Source organism: Endobacterium cereale (assembly GCF_009617585.1).
Lineage (GTDB): Bacteria > Pseudomonadota > Alphaproteobacteria > Rhizobiales > Rhizobiaceae > Neorhizobium > Neorhizobium cereale.
The window spans coordinates 190,457-211,229 of record NZ_WIXI01000050.1; the positions used below are offsets into that span (position 1 = coordinate 190,457).

The following is a 20,773-nucleotide window of genomic DNA, read 5'->3' on the forward strand; positions in this document are numbered from 1 at the left end:
GCCATTTTTGGCGGGGGCGACTTTTCCAAATAGAACGTGGGAGGAACCGATGCTGGAACTGCGTGCCATCAAGAAAAGTTTCGGGCGGATCGAGGTCCTGCATGGGGTCGATCTGACCGTGCAACCGGGCGAGGTCCACGCTCTGCTGGGCGAAAACGGCGCCGGAAAATCGACGCTGATGAAGATCCTGTGCGGGCTGATCAAGCCAAGCGAAGGCGAAGTCCTCATCGATGGTGAAATTCGCCATTTCAGCGATTACAACGAGGCGATCGATGCTGGTGTCGGCGTTGTTTTCCAGGAATTTTCGCTTGTTCCTTACCTGAATGCCGTCGAAAACATGTTTTTGGCACGCGAACTCAACAACGGGCTGGGGTTCATGAAACGGTCGGCCATGCGCAAGCGCGCGACCGAGATCATGAAGCAACTGGGAATTTCTATCCCGCTCAATGTGCCGATCCGCAATCTTTCGGTTGCGGAGCAGCAGTTCGTGGAAATCGCCAAGGCTTTGGCGCTGGAGGCCCGCATCCTCGTGCTCGACGAGCCGACAGCGACACTGACGCCGGCCGAAGTTGAACATCTCTTTCATGTCATGCGGAGCCTGCGTTCGCAGGGCGTTGCGATCATCTTTATCTCGCATCACCTCGAAGAAATATTTGAGATCTGCGACCGCATCACCATTCTGCGCGATGGCGAATATGTGGCTTCCTGCGCCGTCAGCGATGTTGACCAAGCAAAGCTCGTCGAGATGATGGTCGGCCGACGGATCGAAAACAGCTTCCCACCGAAGCCGGTCATTGCCGCTGACGCCAGCAAAGTTATCGAGGTCGAGGAAGTGCAACTCGCCAAGGGTGGCCCAGTATCGAGTTTTGCACTGCGCGAAGGCGAAATTCTCGGGTTTGCAGGTCTTGTCGGCTCAGGCCGTACGGAAACCGTTCTCGCTATGCTCGGGGCCTATTCCGCGGTGCGTTGCAAGCTGCGGATGAACGGCGTTGAAATCCGTTTCGCTGATCCATCTGAAGCTCTGCAAGCGGGCATCGGCCTTCTGCCGGAAAGCCGAAAGGAACAGGGGCTGATCACGAGTTTCCCGATCCTGCAGAATATTTCGCTCAACAACTATGGCAAATATCTGCTGGGTCACTTCTTCATCAATCGCGCTCGCGAACTGGATGATACCCGAAAGGCCATGCAGCAGGTGCGGGTCAAAGCGCCAAGCCCGCATGCCCGCGTCGATACTCTGTCGGGTGGCAATCAGCAGAAGGTCGTTATCGCGCGCTGGATCAATCACAGCATGAAGGTGCTGATCTTCGACGAGCCGACGCGCGGCATCGATGTCGGCGCCAAGGCCGAGATCTACCAGCTCATGCGCGATTTCACGACCAAGGGTTATTCCATCATCATGATTTCGTCGGAACTGCCGGAAGTAATCGGTATGTCCGACAGGGTCTGCGTCTTCCGCTCGGGAGGCATCGTGGCGACCGTCGAAGGCGACGCGATCACCTCCGAACAGATCATGACCCATGCAACAACCGGGAGGACACACCATGTCGCATGATGCGAACGCGATCACCGGCGGCGCGGCGGAAACAGCCGATCCGCCGTTCTGGAAATCGCTCATCCACTCACCACTGGCACTGCCGCTGGCTGGCCTGATCGTTGTTTCGGTGCTGATGGGCTTTGCTTCGGATAATTTCTTTTCCGTCTCGAACCTCCTCAATGTTCTAAGGCAGGTGTCGATTGTCGCCATCCTCGCCGTCGGCATGACCTTCGTCATCCTCACCGGTGGCATCGACCTTTCCGTCGGAGCCTTGATGGCGCTGGCGGGTACGATGGCAGCCGGCCTGATGGTGCATTTCGGCCTACCTGGTTGGGCGGGCCTGATGGGCGGCATCGGCATCGCCGTCGGGCTCGGCCTGTTCAACGGTCTACTGGTCGCCTATGGCCGCATGCCGGCGATCATCGTCACGCTCGCCACCATGGGCATCGCCCGTGGCGCCGGCCTGATCTATTCCGGAGGTTATCCGATCTCGGGCCTGCCCTCGTGGATTTCCTGGTTCGGCGTTGGTCGCATCGGCATCATTCCGGTACCCGTCATCGCCATGGTGATTGTCTATGCACTCGCCTGGGTTCTGCTGGAACGCACCGCCTTCGGCCGCCATGTCTATGCGATCGGCGGCAATGAAACGGCAGCAAAACTTTCGGGCGTGAAAACCGGGCGCATCAAGATCGCCGTTTACGTCATTTCCGGCCTGACGGCCGGGCTTGCCGCGATCATCCTCACCGGCCGTCTGATGTCCGGCCAGCCCAATGCCGGTGTCGGTTTCGAACTCGATGCCATTGCCGCTGTCGTTCTCGGCGGCACGGCGATCGCCGGCGGCCGTGGTCTTATCCTCGGCACGTTGATCGGCGCGGTGCTGCTCGGCATTCTCAACAACGGCCTCAACCTGATGGGTATCAACCCATACCTTCAGGACATTATTCGCGGCTTCATCATCCTGCTTGCGATCTACATCGCCCGCGAATGGCGCTGACCCAAAACCATCAATCCATTTTCAAAACACAGGAGAAACACCATGGCTCAATCCCTCGAAGGCAAGATTGCCGTCATCACCGGCGCCGCGTCCGGCATCGGTCTCGCCACCACTGAAAAGCTTCTGGAAAACGGCTGCACGGTGGTGATGGTCGACTGGAACGAAAAGGCGCTCAACGACCTTGTCGCCAAGCTCGGCAGCAAGGCCATCCCGCAGGTCACCAATCTGCTCGATGCCGATAGCTGCGCCGCGATGATCCCGGAAATTCTCAAGAAGGTCGATCATATCGACATCCTCTATTGCAATGCCGGTACCTATATCGGCGGCGACCTGACGGAAACGACCGCCGAAGAAATCGACCGCATGCTCAACCTCAACATCAATGCCGTGATGAAGAACGTGCATGCTGTCGTGCCGCATATGAGTGAGCGCAAGACCGGTGACATCGTCGTCACCAGCTCGATCGCCGGCCATTATCCCACCCATTGGGAGCCGGTTTATGCGGGTTCGAAATGGGCGATCACCTGCTTCGTGCAAACAATGCGCCGCCAGATGATCCCGCATGGCGTGCGTGTATCGCAGGTGTCTCCCGGCCCGGTCTTGTCCGCACTGCTGGCCGATTGGCCGGAAGAGAACCTGCGCAAGGCCAAGGAAAGCGGCAGCATCATCGAGCCGGCGGAAGTGGCCGATGCGGTGGAATACATACTCACCCGCAATCGCAACGTGACGATCCGCGACATGCTGGTCCTGCCGACCAATTTCGACCGCGTCTGAGATTTTCCGACTTCCCGTCGCGCCCGGGCCGGATGGTCGGGCGCGGCGGTTGCAGCCGCAAGGAGGATGGAATGAACACCTATTTTATCGGCATCGATGTCGGCACGGGTTCTGCTCGTGCGGGTGTTTTCGATGTGGCCGGCACGATGTTGGCAACGGCCAGACACGACATTACCGTTTTTCGCGACGATCTTGGTCATGTTGAGCAATCGAGCGCCGAGATATGGGATGCTGTCTGTGCTTCCGTTCGCGATGCCGTTGCAAAGGCGGAAATCGATGCTGCATCTGTTGTCGGTCTTGGTTTCGATGCGACCTGCTCGCTGGTGGTCGAGGGAGCCTCGGCCGGTATCGGTGATCCGGCTCATCCGGAACGCGACATCATCGTCTGGATGGATCACCGGGCGATCGAACAGGCGAGGCGGATCAACGCCACCGGCCATACGGTCCTGTCCTATGTCGGCGGTGTCATCTCGCCGGAAATGGAAACGCCGAAACTGCTCTGGCTAAAGGAAAATCGGCCGGAGGTTTATGCCAGCGCGAAAAATTTCTTTGACCTGACGGACTTCCTTACCTGGAAATCGACCGGAGCATTGGAGCGGTCGTCCTGTACGGTTACCTGCAAATGGACCTATCTCGCCCACGAGGACCGCTGGGACGAAAGCTATTTTCGGGAAATCGGTCTGGAGGATCTGGCGGAGGAGGGTTTTCTCCGGATCGGGCAACGGATCGTTCATCCGGGCACGCCGCTCGGCAACGGCCTGAACGCCGAGGCCGCAGCAGCCATGGGACTAAGGCCCGGCACCGCTGTCGCAGCCGGCCTGATCGATGCTCATGCCGGTGGCATAGGCACGGTTGCAGCGCGCGGTGGTGCGCAAAATGCCAAAACCAGCCTCGGTTATGTTTTCGGAACCTCGTCCTGTACGATGACGACAACGGCAGAACCCAAATTCGTACCCGGTGTGTGGGGACCTTATTACTCCGCGATGGTTCCCGGCATGTGGTTGAACGAAGGCGGGCAATCCGCAGCCGGTGCTGCCATCGACCAATTGCTGTCGCTACATCCTCAGGCGGAAAAATTGGCAAAAATCGCGAAAGCCGAAGGCTTGGGATTGCCGCAATGGCTGGCAAAACAGGCCTTGGCTACTGTTGGTCAGCCTTCTGACGTGGTCGGATTGGCGGGCCAGCTGCAGGTCCTTCCTGAATTCCTGGGCAATCGCGCGCCATTTGCCGATCCATCGGCGCGGGCGGCGGTCATGGGGCTTGGCATTGAAAGTGGCCCCGATAGTCTCGTCGCGCTTTATGTTGCCGGCTTGTGCGGCCTCGGCTACGGACTGCGCCAGATCATTGACACGCAGGTTGATAGCGGCGTTTGCGTCGCAACGATTTCGGTTTCGGGTGGAGCGGGTACCCATCCACTCACCCGACAGATTCTCGCGGATGCGACAGGTCTTTCGGTCGAAGTCACCGCCTGCCCGGAGCCGGTACTGCTTGGTTCAGCCATGTTGGCGGCCGTGGCGGCCAAGATTTATCCCGACCTGCAGGCGGCGATGCCCGCCATGTCGTCGGTCGCCGGCCGCAATGAGCCCACAGCCGGTGCCGTCCGGGCGCTGCACGAGGCGCGTTATCAGGCATTTCTCAAGACACAGAAACTTGCCCGCGAGATGCGGGAGAATATCGAACCACTGCTGGCCGCGGTTCTCCGATAAGCCGTAACGACATTCACATAAGGGAGGGTAATATGCAGTTCAAAGGGAAATCGGTCATCATCACCGGTGCCGGCAGGGGCATCGGTCGGGCCTGTGCCGAAATCATGGCTGAGCGCGGCGCCGAGGTCATCGCACTCAGCCGCACGGTATCGGATCTCGACAGCCTTCGCGAAAAGATCGCCGGCCGTTCGATCGCCGTCGATCTTGCCGATCCGGCGGCGACACGCCGGGCGATGGCTGAGGCGGGCACTGCCGATTTCCTGATCAACAGCGCCGGTATCAACGTGCTGGAATCCAGCTTTGACATGACCGAGGCAGGTTATGAGGCCGTGATGGGCATCAACCTGCGGGCAGCCCTTATCACCTGCCAGGAGTTTGGCCGTGCCCGTGTGGCGGCTGGCGGCGGCGGTGCGATTGTCAACATCACCTCCATCGCCGGTCATCGTGGGTTTACCGAGCATCTGTGTTATGCCGCGTCGAAAGCCGGTCTCGAAGGTGCTACGCGCGTCATGGCCAAGGAGTTCGGCCCGCACGGTATTCGCGTCAATGCGGTGGCTCCGACCATCACTCTGACGGAACTCGCGCTCGCGGCCTGGAGTGATCCGGCGAAATCCGCGCCGATGATGGTACGCCATCCGATCGGGCGTTTTGCGGAGGTGGAGGATGTGGCGCGCACGATTGCGACACTGCTGTCACCGGATACGGCGATGGTCAATGGTGCGGTCCTCAGCGTCGATGGCGGTTTTCTGGCCGTCTGATCAGCTGCGTTTGCGGTCGCTCGTAACGCTCGCATACATGCCGGTTGTTCGAAAATCGCTGGGATTGGTGCCATAGAGCCTGCGGAACACTTTTGAGAAATAGTTGGCATCATCAAAACCGCACAGCGCCGACACTTCCTTGATCGGCATGTCTGCGGCCTTGGTCAGCAGTTTTGCCGCCCGGCGCAGGCGTCGCTGAAGCACGAATTCGGCGGGCGGCAGGCCTTCGTTGGCGGCAAAAATGCGGGAGAAATGGGCTCGGCTGAGGCCCGCCACCTCCGCCAGATCGCTGACCGAAAGCCGCTGGTCGAGATGGCTTTCGATGTGGATCAGCACATGCTGCATGGTCCGGTATTCCTGGCTGAAATTCGGATGCGAGCCAAACACGTCGTCGTAGAGTGTCATCGCCGCCTCATAGGCGATGGCGGAGGCGAGGCCCGGCGTTTCGCCGCCGGTCGTCAGACGGTGGCAGCAATGGGCGAGATGATCGATCGTCTGCGGCTGAAGATGCAGGATCGGACCGGTGATCGACAGGATCGAGCGATGGATGCGCAGCGCCTCTTCGCCGTTCATGGAAATCCAGAAAAATTCCCATTCGTCGCCCGGTTCCAGCCAGTAGCGGTGATTGTGCGGCACCAGCACCAGCAGGGTCTCGCCGGGTTTGACCTGCATGGTCCGGTTTTCATAGCGCAGATTGCCGCGCCCGCTGATGCAATGCTGCAGCACGGTGAAGGGAGCCTGTCCGCGTCGACGCCCGTCCCAGTCATAGGCGATATCGCGTCGGACCTCGTAACCGCTGCTGGTCGGCATCGTGTGCAGCGTCTGGCGTCCGCGCGGCAGGGTGACGGAGCGGGTGGCCGGACCGGCATCGATCAGGTTCTTGAGCACAAAATTACCCATGATAGCATAATCCTTCTCTGGCCCGTCGTTTGATAATACGCATAATCGCAACCCGAGGAGAAGTTGAAGGGAGGGCCTGCGGAAGCGATTTCAGCAGAATACAGTCACTTATCCGTATTCGTTTTGCTGTCATGACGGCGTTTTATTGTCGTCGCGTTTGCGCTTGCCATGCCTTTGAAGTTGCAACGAGGATTTGCTTCATGGGTTTCAAAATCGCTATCATCGGCGCGGGAAGCGTCGGTTTCACCAAAAAACTGTTCACCGATATTCTCTGCGTGCCGGAATTCCAGGACGTCGAATTTTCGCTAACCGATCTCAGCGAACGCAATCTGGGCATGATCCGCGAGATCCTGCAGACCATCATCGACGCCAACAAACTTCCTGCCAAAGTGACGGCGACGACGGACCGCCGCCAGGCGCTGACGGGCGCGCGCTACATTATCAGTTGCGTGCGTGTCGGCGGACTGGAAGCTTATGCGGACGATATCGCCATCCCGCTGAAATACGGTATCGACCAGTGCGTGGGTGACACGATATGCGCGGGCGGCATTCTCTATGGCCAGCGCAACATTCCGGTCATTCTCGATTTCTGCAAGGATATCCGCGAGGTCGCCGAGCCGGGCGCAAAATTCCTGAACTATGCAAACCCGATGGCGATGAACACATGGGCTGCGATCGAATACGGCATGGTCGATACGGTCGGTCTTTGCCACGGCGTGCAGCATGGCGCAGAACAGATTGCCGAGGTTCTGGGCGCAAAATCGCTCGATGAACTCGATTACATCTGCTCGGGCATCAACCACCAGACATGGTTCACCGAACTCAAGCTCAACGGTCGCAAGATTGGCAAGGACGAACTGGTTGCCGCCTTCGAAGCGCATCCGGTGTTCTCGCAACAGGAAAAACTGCGCATCGACGTGCTGAAACGGTTTGGCGTCTATTCGACCGAAAGCAACGGCCATCTGTCCGAATACCTGCCATGGTATCGCAAGCGGCCGGAAGAGATTTCCCGTTGGATCGACATGTCGGACTGGATCCACGGCGAAACCGGCGGTTACCTGCGTCACTCGACGGAAACCCGCAACTGGTTCGAAACCGAGTTCCCGCAGTTCCTCGAACAGGCGAAAAAGCCGATCGATCCGGCCAGACGTTCCAACGAACATGCCAGCCATATTCTCGAGGCGCTGGAGACGGGACGTGTTTACCGCGGCCATTTCAATGTGAAGAACAACGGTGTCATCACCAATCTTCCGGCCGATGCCATCATCGAATCTCCCGGTTTTGTCGATCGGTTCGGCATCAATATGGTCTCGGGCATCACTATTCCGGAAGCCTGCGCTGCCACCTGCATGGCGTCGATCAATGTTCAGCGCATGTCGGTGCATGCTGCCGTGACCGGCGATATCGACCTTCTGAAACTCGCCGTGCTGCATGATCCGCTGGTCGGCGCCGTCGCCACGCCGGAGGAGGTCTGGCAGATGGTGGACGAGATGGTTGTGGCGCAGGCCCGCTGGCTGCCGCAATATGCCGATGCGGTGCCTGCCGCCAAGGAAAGGCTCGCGCATTCCACCGTCAAGACACGCGACTGGCAGGGTGCCGCACGCCGCAATGTCCGTTCCATCGAAGAGCTTCGCGTAGAAAAGGCCGCAATGAAAAAGGCAGGCTAGAATTTTTAAAGGCCGTGACCCGGAGGAGCGGGTCACGGCCTCATCGCCATCAAGGCAGGCCGGTGGGGTGCTGCCGTCAGGGAGGAATGACGATGCCGTTTCAGACCAGAATTTCGACTATTGCCGCGCTCAGTCTCGGCGTTTCGTTCATCGCAGTAAGCGCCCACGCGTTCGAGCCGACCACGCCGCCGGAACCGCCAAAGTTTCCGGCAGAAGGCAAGGTCACCTATGTGCCGCGCGATTCCATTCTCGAATTCAAGGCGCTGCCGCAATACAGCCAGCCGGATTGGGTTGCCGAAAAATTCGAAAAGACCGGCAAGCTGCCGCCGCTGAAGGACCGCCTGCCGGAAGAGCCGCTGGTCTACAAGACCGGCAACATGCCGGATGGTGTCGGCGTTTACGGCGATACGATGCGCCATGTGGTCGGCGGACGACCCGAAGGCTGGAACTACATTGCCGGCCAGAGCCAGGGCTGGGGCGGTATCGATATCGCGCTCTCCGAATGCCTGACGCGCACCGCGCCACTGTTTCAGGTGAATGCCGCCGATACCGAGCCGCTGCCCAATCTCGCCAAGAGCTGGGATTGGTCTGAAGATGGTCACAAGTTGACCATGCATCTGGTCAAGGGTGCCAAATGGTCCGATGGCGAAGCCTTCAATGCCGATGACGTGATGTTCTATTGGGAAGATGCCGTCATTGATCCGCAGGTTTCGCCGCTCGGCGGCGGTGCGTCTCCGGAAGCCTTTGGCGAAGGTACAACGCTCAAGAAGATCGATGACTACACCGTCGAGTGGACGTTCAAGGCGGCGTTTCCAAAGCAGTATCTCTACACGATGGCCTATCCGACCTTCTGCCCCGGTCCGTCGCATCTGTTGAAGCCGCAGCATCCAAAGTATTCCAAGAACACCTATAACCAGTTCAAGAACGCTTTTCCGCCGGAATTCATGAACATGCCGGTGATGGGCGCCTGGGTGCCGGTCAGCTATCGGTCGGACGATATCATCGTGCTGCGGCGTAACCCCTATTACTGGAAGGTCGATGAGAAGGGCCAGCAACTGCCTTATCTCGACGAGCTGCACTACAAGCTCTCGACCTGGGCCGACCGTGACGTTCAGGCGGTTGCCGGTTCCGGCGATATTTCCAATCTCGAGCAGCCGGAAAACTTTGTCGCCTCGCTGAAGCGCGCGGCGGATGAAAACGCACCGGCGCGTCTCGCCTTTGGCCCACGTCTCACCGGCTACAATCTGCTGATGAATTTTTCCGCGAACGGCTGGGGCAACCCGGATGAGCGTGGTCAGGCGATCCGCGAACTCAACCGCAATCCGGAATTCCGCAAGGCGGTCACCTCCGCGATCGACCGCAAGGCAGTGGGTGACTCGCTGGTGAAGGGCCCGTTCACGGCCATCTACCCGGGCGGGCTTTCCTCCGGCACGAGTTTTTATGACCGCGCATCCACGGTCTATTACCCCTTCAATCTGGAGGAGGCCAAGGCGGCGTTGAAGACGATCGGGCTGGTCGATACCGACAATGACGGTTTCGTCAATTTTCCGGCGGGGACTGCGGGCGGCAAGAATGTCGAGATCGTGCTGCTGGTCAACAATGGTTATGCGACCGACAAAAGCCTTGCCGAAGGGCTGGTGGGCCAGATGGCCAAGCTCGGCATCCGCATTGTTCTTAATACGCTCGATTCCAACCAGCGTGATGCAAAACATTACGGCGGCCAGTTCGATTGGGCGGTTCGCCGCAACAGTACAGAACTGTTTTCCGTTGTGCAGAACTCGGAGCAGCTGGCACCTGTCGGCCCGCGCACCAGCTGGAACCACCGTGCGCCGGAAGGCAAGCCGCTCGACATGATGCCGTTCGAACAGGACATGGTGGATGTCGTGAACAAGTTCACCGCCTCACAGGACAATGCCGAAAAGGCGGAACTGATGAAGCGGTACCAGAAGCTCTACACCGAAAACCTCTACACGATCGGCCTGACGGAATATCCGGGCGCTCTCATCATCAACAAGCGCTTCTCCAACGTTCCGGCCGGAACGCCGATCAACATGTTCAACTGGGCCGAGGACGCCATCATCCGCGAACGCATGTGGGTGGCGAAAGACAAACAGGGCAAATACGAACTGTTTGCCGAACAACTGCCCGGCAAGCCGGGCGACAAGGGCCCGACCCAGTAATCTCCCTCCCAGAAGAAGTCCCGGTCGCGCGTGAAGCGCGGCCGGTCAAGACATCATACGGGCGCGTTTTTCGCGTCCGCAGAAAGGAGAGAGACGGAAATGCTGAGATTTCTGTTGACCCGCATCGGCTCCGCCATACCGGTGCTGCTGATCCTGAGCGTGGTGACATTCGCCATCATTCAGGCCCCACCCGGCGATTATGCCGATTACATTCGCTCGCAGCTGATGAATCAGGGCGGCGCATCCTTCGAACAGGCGCAAGCGCAGGCGCAGGCCTATCGTGTCGAACACGGTCTCGATCAGCCGATGGTGGTGCAGTATTTCAACTGGATCACCGGCATCATCACGCGCGGCGATTTCGGCTACAGCTTTTATTACAATAAGCCCGTCGCCGAAGTGGTGGGCGAACGCCTGCCGCGCACGCTGGCGCTGGCTGTTGTCTGCCATATTCTCGCGTCGCTGTTCGGCATCGGTTTCGGCATCTGGGCGGCAACCCGCCAGTATTCCTGGATCGACAATGTGCTTTCGGTCGTCTCCTTCCTCGGCATGACCATTCCGCGCTTCCTGATGGCGCTGGTGCTCGTCTATTTCATGGTGTTTCACTACGAAATCTCGGAGATCGGCAGTTTCTTCTCGCCGCAATATGGCGGGGCGCCGTGGTCCTGGGCCAAATTCGTGGATCTGGTCAGTCATGTCTGGCCGGTGGTCGCCATCGCTGTATTCGGCGGGCTCGCTTACAACATGCGCGTCATGCGCGGCAATCTGCTCGATACGCTGAACGCCCAATATGTCGAGACGGCGCGTGCCAAGGGATTGTCGGAGGGCGCTGTCATCATGCGCCATGCGGTGCCCAATGCCGTGCATCCGCTCGTCATGTATCAGGGCGTGGTTCTTCCCTACATGCTGTCGGGTGAAATCGAGACCGCCATCATCTTCTCGCTGCCGACTGTCGGTCCCGCCATCGTCGGTTCCATGGCGGTCGGCGACGTTTATGTCACCGCGACCTTCATGATGGTGCTCGCGGCAACGCTGGTCGTCGGCAACATCATCGCCGACATGCTGCTTGCCTTGCTCGACCCACGCGTTCGCGAATTCGGGAGGGCGTGAGATGACCGCAATCGATCAAACCACCACCAAAATGATCACCCCGGCTACCGAACCGCAGCAGGCCAACGAAAGTTACGTCGCGCTGGTCTGGCGGCGTTTCCGCCGCTCCGTCACCGGCATGATCGGGCTGGCGCTGGTCGCCCTCTTGTTTCTCATCGCCGTCTTCGCGAATTTTTTCGCGCCGATGGATCCGATGGAAACCCATGCGAGCTTTTCACCGCCGCAGGCCATCAGCTTTACCGACAAGGAGGGTACGTTCGGCATTTTCCCGCGGGTTTATGCCACGGCGGAAACGGAAGAACTTGACCCCGTCACCTTCCAGCCGATTGTCGGGCCGGATTACGACAACCCGCATTATCTCGGTTTCTTCGTGAAGGGTGCAGAATACCATCTGTTCGGCCTGATCCCGATGGACCGCCACTTTTTTGGCGCCACCGATGGCCAGCCGGTGCATTTTCTCGGCACCGACAAATTCGGACGCGACGTGCTGTCACGCGCCATCCACGGCTCGCGCATTTCGCTCGCCATCGCGCTGAGCGTGGTGTTCATCGTCACCGTCATCGGCACAACTGTAGGCCTCGTCTCCGGTTATTTCGGTGGCACGGCGGATACGTGGATCCAGCGCTTTGTGGAAGTCGTTTTGGCCTTTCCGCAATTGCCGCTTTATCTGGCGCTGACCTCGCTGATCCCGGTCACGGCACCCACACACGTCTTCCTGACTTTTGTGGTTGTGGTCATGTCGGCACTCGGCTGGGCGCAGATGTCGCGAGAAGTGCGCGGCAAGTCGATGGCGCTTTCCCGCATCGATTATGTGCGAGCGGCGATTGCCGTCGGCGCCACCGATCGCCGCATCATCTTCCAGCATATCCTGCCCAATGTGATGAGCCATGTGATCGTATCGGTCACGCTGCACATCCCGAGCGTCGTGCTGCTGGAATCCTTCCTTGGCTTCCTCGGTTTTGCAGTCAAACCGCCGCTGATCTCCTGGGGGCTGATGCTGCAGGACACATCCACCTATTCCGTCATCGGGTCCTATCCGTGGATCCTTGCCCCCGTCGGCTTCGTGCTGGTCACCGTCTTTGCGTTCAATGCGCTGGGTGACGGTCTGCGCGATGCGGTCGATCCCTATTGAACGGAGGACAGAACATGGCTTTTGCTATCGTCAACAATTACGCACCGCTCGACCGCTTCGATCATGATGCGCAAAAAGGCACCCCGATCATCGATGCCCGCAATGTCGGCGTCACCTTCAAGGTGGAGCATGGCACGGTGGAAGCGGTGAAGGATATTTCCTTCCAGCTCTATCGTGGTGAAACCATCGCCATCGTCGGCGAATCCGGTTCGGGAAAATCGGTGACAGCACGCACGGTGATGGGGCTGCTGTCGAAACGCGCGACTATCTCGCCGAAGGCGACGGTCGGTTTCAACGGCGACAACATTCTGAAATTTTCGCCGCGTGCCCGGCGTGCGCTGCGCGGCAACCGCATTTCGATGATCTTTCAGGAGCCGATGAGTTCGCTCAATCCGCTTTACACGGTGGGCAGCCAGATCGTCGAAGCCATCCGCGCCCATAACCGGGTCAACCGCAAAGACGCGGAGGCCAAGGCGCTCGATCTCCTGAAGCAGGTGCAGATCCCCGAGCCGGAAGCACGGCTGAAACAATATCCGCACCAGTTGTCCGGCGGCCAGCGTCAGCGCGTAATGATTGCCATGGCACTCTCCAACGATCCCGACGTGCTGATCGCCGACGAGCCAACCACGGCGCTCGACGTCACGGTGCAGGCGCAGATCCTCAACCTCATCCGCGAGCTGCAGAAACAGCGCGGTATGGCGGTGGTGCTGATCACCCACGACCTGACGATCGTGAAAAAATTCTCCGACTACGTCTATGTGATGCAGCACGGCGAAATGCGCGAGCACAACACGACGGAGCGTATTTTTGCCGATCCGCGCCATCCCTACACCAAGAAGCTGCTTGGCTCGGAGCCACACGGGCGCGCCGGACCATTGCCGGATGATGCCGGTGTTCTTCTGACCGCGAATGGTGTGCGGGTGTCGTTCATGATGCGCCATGGCGGCGTCTTCAAGCCGGATCTGCGTGAACTGGTGGCTGTCGACAGTCTCGGCCTCACGCTGCGCCGGCATGAAACGCTAGGCATTGTCGGCGAATCCGGTTCGGGCAAAACCACGTTCGGCCAGTCGCTGCTGCGCCTGAACCAGCCGACACAGGCCGAGATCACCTTTGCCGGTGAACGGATCGATGGGCATACGCGCGCGCAGATGCGACCGTTGCGGGCGAAAATGCAGATCGTCTTTCAGGACCCGTTTTCCTCGCTCAATCCGCGCATGACGATTGGCCAGATCATCGAGGAAGGTCTGGTGGTCAACGGGCTGGGCAATACGAGAGCGGAGCGGCTGGAGCGGGTGCGCGAGGCGCTCGATGCGGCCGGAATGCCGACCAACATCCTGTCGCGTTTCCCGCACGAATTTTCCGGCGGCCAGCGGCAGCGTATCGCCATTGCCCGTGCAGTGGCGCTGGAGCCGGAATTCATCCTGCTCGATGAACCGACCTCGGCGCTGGACCTGTCGGTTCAGGCGCAGATCATCGAACTGCTGCGAAAGCTGCAGGATGAGCGCGGCCTCAGCTACCTGTTCATCAGCCATGACCTGAAAGTGGTGCGTGCACTCTGCCACCGCGTCATCGTCATGCAGAACGGCCACATCGTCGAGGAGGGGTCTGTCGAGGACGTGCTGACCAATCCGAAAACCGAATACACCCAGCGGCTGGTGAAGGCCGCTTTCGATATCGCTTGATTATTGCCGAATACCGGAGGAAACAAGATGGCAGGACATCCGAAAATCACATTCATTGGCGCGGGCTCGACGGTGTTCATGAAGAACATTATCGGCGACGTGCTGCAGCGGCCAGCGCTTGCCGAGGCGCATATCGCGCTGATGGACATCAATCCGCAGCGGCTGGAAGAAAGTGCCATCGTCGTCAACAAGTTGATCTCGACGCTTGGTGTGAAGGCGACGGCGGAAACCTTCAACGATCAGCGCAAGGCGCTGGCCAATGCTGATTTCGTGGTCATTGCCTTCCAGATCGGCGGTTATGAGCCCTGCACGGTCACCGATTTCGAACTGCCGAAGAAGTACGGTCTGCGCCAGACGATTGCCGATACGCTCGGCGTTGGCGGCATCATGCGCGGGCTTCGTACCGTGCCGCATCTGTGGAAGATTTGTGAGGACATGCTCGCCGTCTGCCCCAACGCGATCATGCTGCAATATGTCAACCCGATGGCGATCAACACCTGGGCGATCGCCGAAAAATATCCGACCATCCGGCAGGTCGGCCTGTGCCACTCGGTGCAGGGCACGGCGATGGAACTCGCCCACGATCTGGATATTCCTTACGAGGAAATCCGCTACCGCTCGGCCGGTATCAACCACATGGCGTTTTATCTCGAATTCGAGCATCGCCAGAAGGACGGCAGCTACCGCGATCTCTATCCCGATCTGTTGCGCGGTTACCGCGAGGGCAAGGCGCCAAAACCCACTTGGAACCCGCGTTGCCCCAACAAGGTGCGTTATGAAATGCTGACGCGGCTTGGTTATTTCGTCACCGAAAGTTCGGAGCATTTTGCCGAATACACGCCCTATTTCATCAAGGAAGGCCGGGAAGACCTGATCGAGAAATTCGGCATTCCGCTCGATGAATATCCAAAGCGTTGCATCGAGCAGATCGACAAGTGGAAAAACCAGGCGGATGCCTATCGCTCGGCTGAAAAGATCGAGGTCAAGCAGTCCAAGGAATATGCATCCTCGATCATCAACTCGGTCTGGACCGGCGAGCCTTCGGTGATTTACGGCAACCAGCGCAACAATGGCTGTATCACTTCGCTGCCGTTCAATTGCGCCGCGGAAGTGGCCTGCCTTGTCGATCACAACGGCATCCAGCCGACATTTGTCGGTGATTTACCGCCACAGCTGACGGCGCTGATGCGCACCAATATCAACGTGCAGGAACTGACCGTTCAGGCACTGATGACGGAAAATCGCGAGCATATTTTCCATGCCGCGATGATGGACCCGCACACCGCCGCCGAACTCGATCTCGACCAGATCTGGTCGCTGACCGAGGATCTTTTGACGGCGCATCGCGACTGGCTGCCGGAATGGACGCAGAGCGCGCCCGTCCGCCAGGCAAAAGCGAGCTGATCCGAGAAGCGTTTGTCCGCTGCGGTACGCCGCAGCGGCGACGTGGTCTGCTTCCCCAAGGGAAGGCTGGTTCCCTGGCATTGTCACCAAGTCGCTATCTGATGCGCTCTGCCTCCGATCCAAACACAGGGCAGGGCGCTACTTGATGGCGACAGCAAGATATATTTCCGGCCAATCGCGGCGATCTTGCTGATCGAAAGTTCTGCTCAGCCGACCTGTGGCGCAGGAGCGCTCCATTGTAGAGGTTGCATGTTTTCCCTGAAGGCAAAACGCAGGAGATGGCTTTCGATCACCGCCTGCGTTTCCTTCAGTTGATCCTCGTCCGGCGCAGTAATCCTGATGCGCAGCAGCTCTTCGTTTGCATCCAGCACAGCGGTGCCGCAGACGAAACGGCATTCGCCATGGCCCTCCGAATGGGAAACATCCACCCGGTGGGCAAAGTGTTTGCATAACTGGGTGATATATTTTCGCGCATTCTCGGTTTGCACAGTCGTAGCCGTTGCAATCATCCTTTTTCCTTCGACGCTGCCGGATGTGAACCGGCAGCCTGTTGCGTGTTTTCTCAGAAGGTCGCCTTCGCGGTAATCAGAAAACTGCGGCCCGGCTCAAAGAGCGGCGTTACATTGCCGAATTCCTGTCCGTAGGTGGCGCGATCGGAATAACTTTCATCAAACAGGTTTTTGACTTCCGCCCGGAACGTGAAGTGCTGCATCTGCTCCGGCTTCCACTCGGTAAAGACGTTGACGACTTCATATGCCTTATAGGGCTCCGTACCGGAAACAACATGGTCGTATTCCGGGGAGATTTCTATGTCGCCGCCTACTGTCAGGTTCCATTGCTCGAACGTGTGAGCGGCGGTTATGGTTATGATGTCTCCGACCGGAGATGCCAAGTAGTTGCCACTGTCGGAATTGGCCGGCAGGCCATCGACATCTACGTCGATATGGGCGTATTTCACCTTCACATAACCGCTTCCCCAATCGTATCCGAGGCCGAGTTCAAACCCTTCGGACCGCAGGTCGCGATTGCGCAAGGCGCCACCGGCGGCAAGGCCGTAAACCGGCACGCGCGCGTCGGCGATGTCGGTGCGAAACAGGCTCGCCTCAGCGGTAAACCCTTCATATTCGGCCTCAAGCCCAATCATGTAATTCTTGGCCGTAACAGGCTCAGGGCCGTCAGGGCCGTAATTCCATCCCGGATTGATGATGAAGTTCTCCGCCAGCGGCACGCCGGCCCAGACACGGGAAAAACCGGCCTTGGCCGTCAATACGTCCGTCAGGTCATATTCGCCGGATATGTTGGCGCTGAGGCCGGAATTACTGAAGTCCCGGTCATCGACACCCGTAAACCACTGGTGGTCGGCACGTCCCCCAAAGGAAAGACGCGTCCGCTCCCAAGGCTCGATGCGGGCCTGGGCATAAAGGCCGACATTGCTGGCTCGTTCGGTGCCGGGTTCGAAATAGTCGCTCAGTGACGCCTTGTCTCGATAGAAATCGAGACCTGCCACGACGTTGCCGAGACCGAAGGAAAACTTGTTTTCAAGCTTACCGTTGAAGCTTGAGGTTTTACCGATGGCATCATAGGGGGACGGCGTTAGCGGCGGGCGCAGAAAGACCGGAACAGTCACTTCGGTCGAGCTGTAGGCAAGCTGGAATGTGGGGTCCCACCATCCCTCCGAGGTTTCGTCGGTATAGGTGAAGACGGTGTTTTGCCGTTCCATGCGGTAGTCGCGCAAGGCTGGCTCCCAGGGTTTTCCGCTGTTGACCAAGCCGGCATTGGCGCGGAACGGACGGATAGCGTCGTCCACCAGCCGGTCATGGCTGAGTTCGAAACGGTCGCCGCTGTCGAATTCGTAGCCGACTTTGCCGAGGCCGCTGAGCAGATCTGTCTCGGTTCCCTGCACGACGTCGCCATTGCCGCCATGGAATTCGTGGCCTTTTCCGAAGGTGAAATAGCCGAGGAAATCCAGTCCGTCCTTCTGCCCGTAGGCAGACAGACCGGTGACGACCGTATCGCTGTTGAAATTGTAGGTCGAGGTCACGAACCCGCCAACGGATTTTCCGTCAGCTAGCAGGTCCCTGGCATCTTTTGTCTCGTAGTTGATCGCTCCGGCCAGTGCGCCTGGACCGGCATCGGCGGGTGCGATGCCGGAATCGACATCCACGGCCTTGAGGATCGACGGGTCGATCAGGTTGGTGGCGTTGTGGTGGAAAACCTTGTTGTTCTGTCGCGCGCCGTCAATGCTGACGGCGAGGTTCGTTTCCTCGACGCCATGGACATAGACTTTCTGTGACATCGGCAGCGAACTGCCCACCTGAACGCCAGCCTGTTCGCGGAAGACATCGGCAATGCTGCTGGGGTTGAGCCGCTCAAGCTGCTTTGACCCGATGATCGTTTCGCCGATGTCACTCTGGCCGATGGACTGCCCTTCCACCACAATGGGCGCCAATATTGTGCCGTCCTGGCCGCCGACAGCGCCAGCCGTCGTTGCGTCGCGACCGATCACAGCCGTCCCGTTCGAGATGCTGTAGGGAATGCCGGTGCCTTCGAGAAGCTGGGCTAGGGCAGCCTGCGGCGAAAGATTGCCGGAAACGCTGCGTGCGGTGACACCTTTCGATGTCGACGCCGCCAACGAGACCTGCAGGCCGGATTGCCGGCCATAGACATTCAGCGCGGAGGCGAGCGGCTGAGCCGGAATATCGAAGCTGCGTTGCGTCGTCTGCGCCAAGGCCGTCGGTGCATACCCCACAAGGGCAATGCCTGTTGCTGCCGAAGCCATCAGCCTGATCGCCACAACCTTTGCACGGTTAGATTGTCGCGACTGTTCCCCATACTCCTGAAGCGCCATTCCGCCCCATCTCCTCAATGCGTCTTTAAGGCAGACCCCCTGTCTGCGTTCAGGGTAAAGACGATCGGGGTGCACGGATTTTTCACGGCAGCACGAAAAAAAGTGTTTAGAAGAAAGAAAGCACCCGCAGATATGGCGAAACGTGGTGGACCTTGGCGCCATAGGGACTGACGAGCGCGTCAAGAGCCCTGTCGGGATCGGACAAATCATAAAGCCCGGTAATGCGGCGCGCGCCCAGTTCGCCACTGGCGATAGTGATCCACGAAGCGTGATAGCGCTGCAATTCCGCCACCACCGTCGAAATAGGTACATCCTGGACGAACAGCTTGCCGTCACGCCACGCGGCAATGGCATCTATGCTCACGCTGGTTCGCGAGAGCTGTCCATTGCTGCGGTCGAGGCTGACGAAATCGCCGGGTTTCAGTTCCATCCTTGTTCCGGTGGCGAAGGAAGATAGATCGATGACCCCGTGGGCCAGTTGAACGCTGGCCCTCTGAGGCGTGAGGTTGACGTCGAACGCCGTGCCAACGACCGTTATATCAAGTTCACCGCCGGCATTGACAGTAAATGGGCGCGTGGCGTCGGGCCGCACGTCGAAGAACGCCTCTCCTGAGAGAAGCCGGACGTGACGTCCGATCGGGGAAAAATCGACGGCTATAGCGCTGGAAGCGCCCAGGTCGATGGTCGAACCGTCTGCCAGCGTGACGCGGCGAATTTCAGCGGTCGCAGTTGTAAAGTCTGCCTGATATTGCGTCAAAAACGACGGTGCCACTGTCATGACGATAAGGCAGGCGGCGATGGCGCCAAGGCCAATGCCCACTGCCCTGTGCCGGCCATGCTGCCGGGATGGGGAGACGCGCATCGTTCCCGGGCTGTTCCGGTTCGGCAGGTTGATTGGGCTGATTTCCCCCATCACCTCCCAGGCGTGACAGGCTTTAGACCATGCCTGTTGATGATCTGCAGAACGGTTGAACCAGATCGAGAAGTCGTGATCGTCGTTATTCGAGCGCGATGGTTCACGCAAACGCAGGAACCAGTCCATCGCTTCTTCTAGCAATTCTTCGTTTATATGGTCGTGCCGCGTCACGTCATACCCGCTTCGGATTCTTCAAGATACGTACCCGAATTTGCCTGTCGGATGTAAAAACGATTGAGGCGGACAAATTTTTCGCGCCTGGCAAGTGCTCAGGCATTTTTTCTGTCGAGCGCGATGGCGATCTTCACCATCGCGGTTCTTACGTGCCGATGGGCGGTGGCTACGGAGATGCCGAGATACTCGGCCACAGCTTCCAATGTGCACCCGCCATGCCGGTGCATCTCGACAGCAATCTGGATATCCTGCGTCAGCGAGGCAAGTACCTCCTGTGCAATGCGTACTTCGTCACAGAACATCGTTGTCTGCTCGGGCGTTTCATTCGTCCGGGGAACGATCCAGAATGGCGGGTCCTCGTTCTGGGCACGTTGTTCGATCCGGCGGCGCTTGACCGTGTCGAGTGAGAGATTACGCACAATACGATAAAGATAGGCCAGCCCCTGTCGCGCCGTCTGGGCTGGAGAATTGCCAAGGCCGAAACGCAGATAGGCTTCCTGGACGATGTCTTCCGCAGCATCCCGCGAACCTAGAATGCGAGCCGAATAGCTGATCAGCGCGGTGCGATGACCCATAAAAAGGCTATTGGTCTCGGCGCTGAGATCCAGTTGCTGCTTTACTTGTCGTTCTTGCACGCTGTCTTCCGATAGGTGGTCGATTGACGGAAAGATTGGCTCGCGTGCCGGTGATCCGGCTGCGGACGACCTCTCTAACAGTAAAAACATGATTTATAAAGTCATATTTTATAGCGCTTCGGGGAGACGGATAAAAGCAGAATTCTCTCGGGAAAATGCTTTGTCATTTCAAAGTAATAATATTGGCGAGCTGCATTGAGGTCGTGATCACTGAGGCCGAAACTTGGTGCGCCATTCACGGCGAGGGGTGTTGATGCTGTGCTGCGCATGACGATACGGTTGGCAGAAGGTTTGCGGCCAGATCAATAACCTATGCCCGAGATGTGAGTGCATGGCTTTGCGATGTTGCAGCATATGCCTTG

The 20,773-nt window shown here is 58.7% G+C and carries 16 protein-coding genes; 11 read left to right on the forward strand and 5 right to left on the reverse strand.

Annotation, left to right across the window (positions count from 1 at the left end; genetic code table 11):
• Positions 1-49: 49 nt before the first annotated feature.
• From GAO09_RS24420 to GAO09_RS24440, 5 genes are all read left to right on the forward strand, one after another.
• Complete coding sequence (locus tag GAO09_RS24420; RefSeq protein WP_153358667.1) at positions 50-1,552, forward strand: sugar ABC transporter ATP-binding protein; 1,503 nt, start codon at positions 50-52, stop codon at positions 1,550-1,552.
• Positions 1,542-2,528 carry an ABC transporter permease gene (locus GAO09_RS24425; protein ID WP_153358669.1) on the forward strand — a complete coding sequence of 329 codons (987 nt, stop codon included), beginning with the start codon at positions 1,542-1,544 and terminating at the stop codon, positions 2,526-2,528. Before GAO09_RS24420 ends, GAO09_RS24425 begins: the two co-directional genes overlap by 11 nt.
• 42 nt (positions 2,529-2,570) lie before the next feature.
• Positions 2,571-3,302, forward strand: coding sequence for an SDR family oxidoreductase (locus tag GAO09_RS24430; RefSeq protein WP_153358671.1), 732 nt, complete (start codon positions 2,571-2,573; stop codon positions 3,300-3,302).
• Positions 3,303-3,373: 71 nt separating this feature from the next.
• Positions 3,374-5,008, forward strand: a complete 1,635-nt coding sequence (locus tag GAO09_RS24435; protein WP_153358673.1) for an FGGY-family carbohydrate kinase — start codon at positions 3,374-3,376, stop codon at positions 5,006-5,008.
• Positions 5,009-5,040: 32 nt separating this feature from the next.
• Entirely contained in the window at positions 5,041-5,766 is a 726-nt protein-coding gene (locus GAO09_RS24440) for an SDR family oxidoreductase (protein ID WP_153358675.1), read from the forward strand.
• On the opposite strand, the gene GAO09_RS24445 is transcribed toward GAO09_RS24440, so the two are convergent.
• On the reverse strand, positions 5,767-6,666 hold the full coding sequence (locus tag GAO09_RS24445; RefSeq protein WP_153358677.1) for an AraC family transcriptional regulator: 900 nt from the start codon (positions 6,664-6,666) through the stop codon (positions 5,767-5,769).
• A gap of 200 nt (positions 6,667-6,866) precedes the next feature.
• On the opposite strand from GAO09_RS24445, the gene melA (GAO09_RS24450) reads away from it, so the two are divergent.
• The 6 genes from melA (GAO09_RS24450) (at position 6,867) to melA (GAO09_RS24475) (ending at position 15,838) form a co-directional block, all read left to right on the forward strand.
• Positions 6,867-8,333: an alpha-glucosidase/alpha-galactosidase gene (gene melA / locus GAO09_RS24450; RefSeq protein WP_153358679.1), complete on the forward strand. Its 1,467-nt coding sequence runs from the start codon at positions 6,867-6,869 to the stop codon at positions 8,331-8,333.
• Positions 8,334-8,425: 92 nt separating this feature from the next.
• Positions 8,426-10,513: an ABC transporter substrate-binding protein gene (locus tag GAO09_RS24455; RefSeq protein WP_153358681.1), complete on the forward strand. Its 2,088-nt coding sequence runs from the start codon at positions 8,426-8,428 to the stop codon at positions 10,511-10,513.
• A 99-nt stretch (positions 10,514-10,612) separates the two neighbouring features.
• The gene (locus GAO09_RS24460) at positions 10,613-11,620 is read left to right on the forward strand and encodes an ABC transporter permease (protein ID WP_153358683.1); all 1,008 of its coding nucleotides are present in this window, start codon (positions 10,613-10,615) and stop codon (positions 11,618-11,620) included.
• A gap of 31 nt (positions 11,621-11,651) precedes the next feature.
• Entirely contained in the window at positions 11,652-12,752 is a 1,101-nt protein-coding gene (locus GAO09_RS24465; RefSeq protein ID WP_410769076.1) for an ABC transporter permease, read from the forward strand.
• Between the two features lie 14 nt (positions 12,753-12,766).
• A complete protein-coding gene (locus GAO09_RS24470) occupies positions 12,767-14,434 on the forward strand; it encodes an ABC transporter ATP-binding protein (RefSeq protein WP_153358687.1) in 1,668 nt (555 codons plus the stop codon).
• A gap of 27 nt (positions 14,435-14,461) precedes the next feature.
• The gene (gene melA, locus GAO09_RS24475; RefSeq protein ID WP_153358689.1) at positions 14,462-15,838 is read left to right on the forward strand and encodes an alpha-glucosidase/alpha-galactosidase; all 1,377 of its coding nucleotides are present in this window, start codon (positions 14,462-14,464) and stop codon (positions 15,836-15,838) included.
• Between the two features lie 206 nt (positions 15,839-16,044).
• Here melA (GAO09_RS24475) and GAO09_RS24480 read toward each other — a convergent pair whose 3' ends face one another.
• The 4 genes from GAO09_RS24480 to GAO09_RS24495 form a co-directional block, all read right to left on the reverse strand.
• The gene (locus GAO09_RS24480) at positions 16,045-16,347 is read right to left on the reverse strand and encodes a DUF2218 domain-containing protein (protein WP_153358691.1); all 303 of its coding nucleotides are present in this window, start codon (positions 16,345-16,347) and stop codon (positions 16,045-16,047) included.
• Positions 16,348-16,400: 53 nt separating this feature from the next.
• Positions 16,401-18,686: a TonB-dependent receptor domain-containing protein gene (locus GAO09_RS24485; protein ID WP_153358693.1), complete on the reverse strand. Its 2,286-nt coding sequence runs from the start codon at positions 18,684-18,686 to the stop codon at positions 16,401-16,403.
• A gap of 106 nt (positions 18,687-18,792) precedes the next feature.
• Positions 18,793-19,728, reverse strand: a complete 936-nt coding sequence (locus GAO09_RS24490; RefSeq protein ID WP_153358695.1) for a FecR family protein — start codon at positions 19,726-19,728, stop codon at positions 18,793-18,795.
• 143 nt (positions 19,729-19,871) lie between these two features.
• Positions 19,872-20,411, reverse strand: coding sequence for a sigma-70 family RNA polymerase sigma factor (locus GAO09_RS24495; RefSeq protein WP_324185470.1), 540 nt, complete (start codon positions 20,409-20,411; stop codon positions 19,872-19,874).
• Between the last annotated feature and the right edge of the window lie 362 nt (positions 20,412-20,773).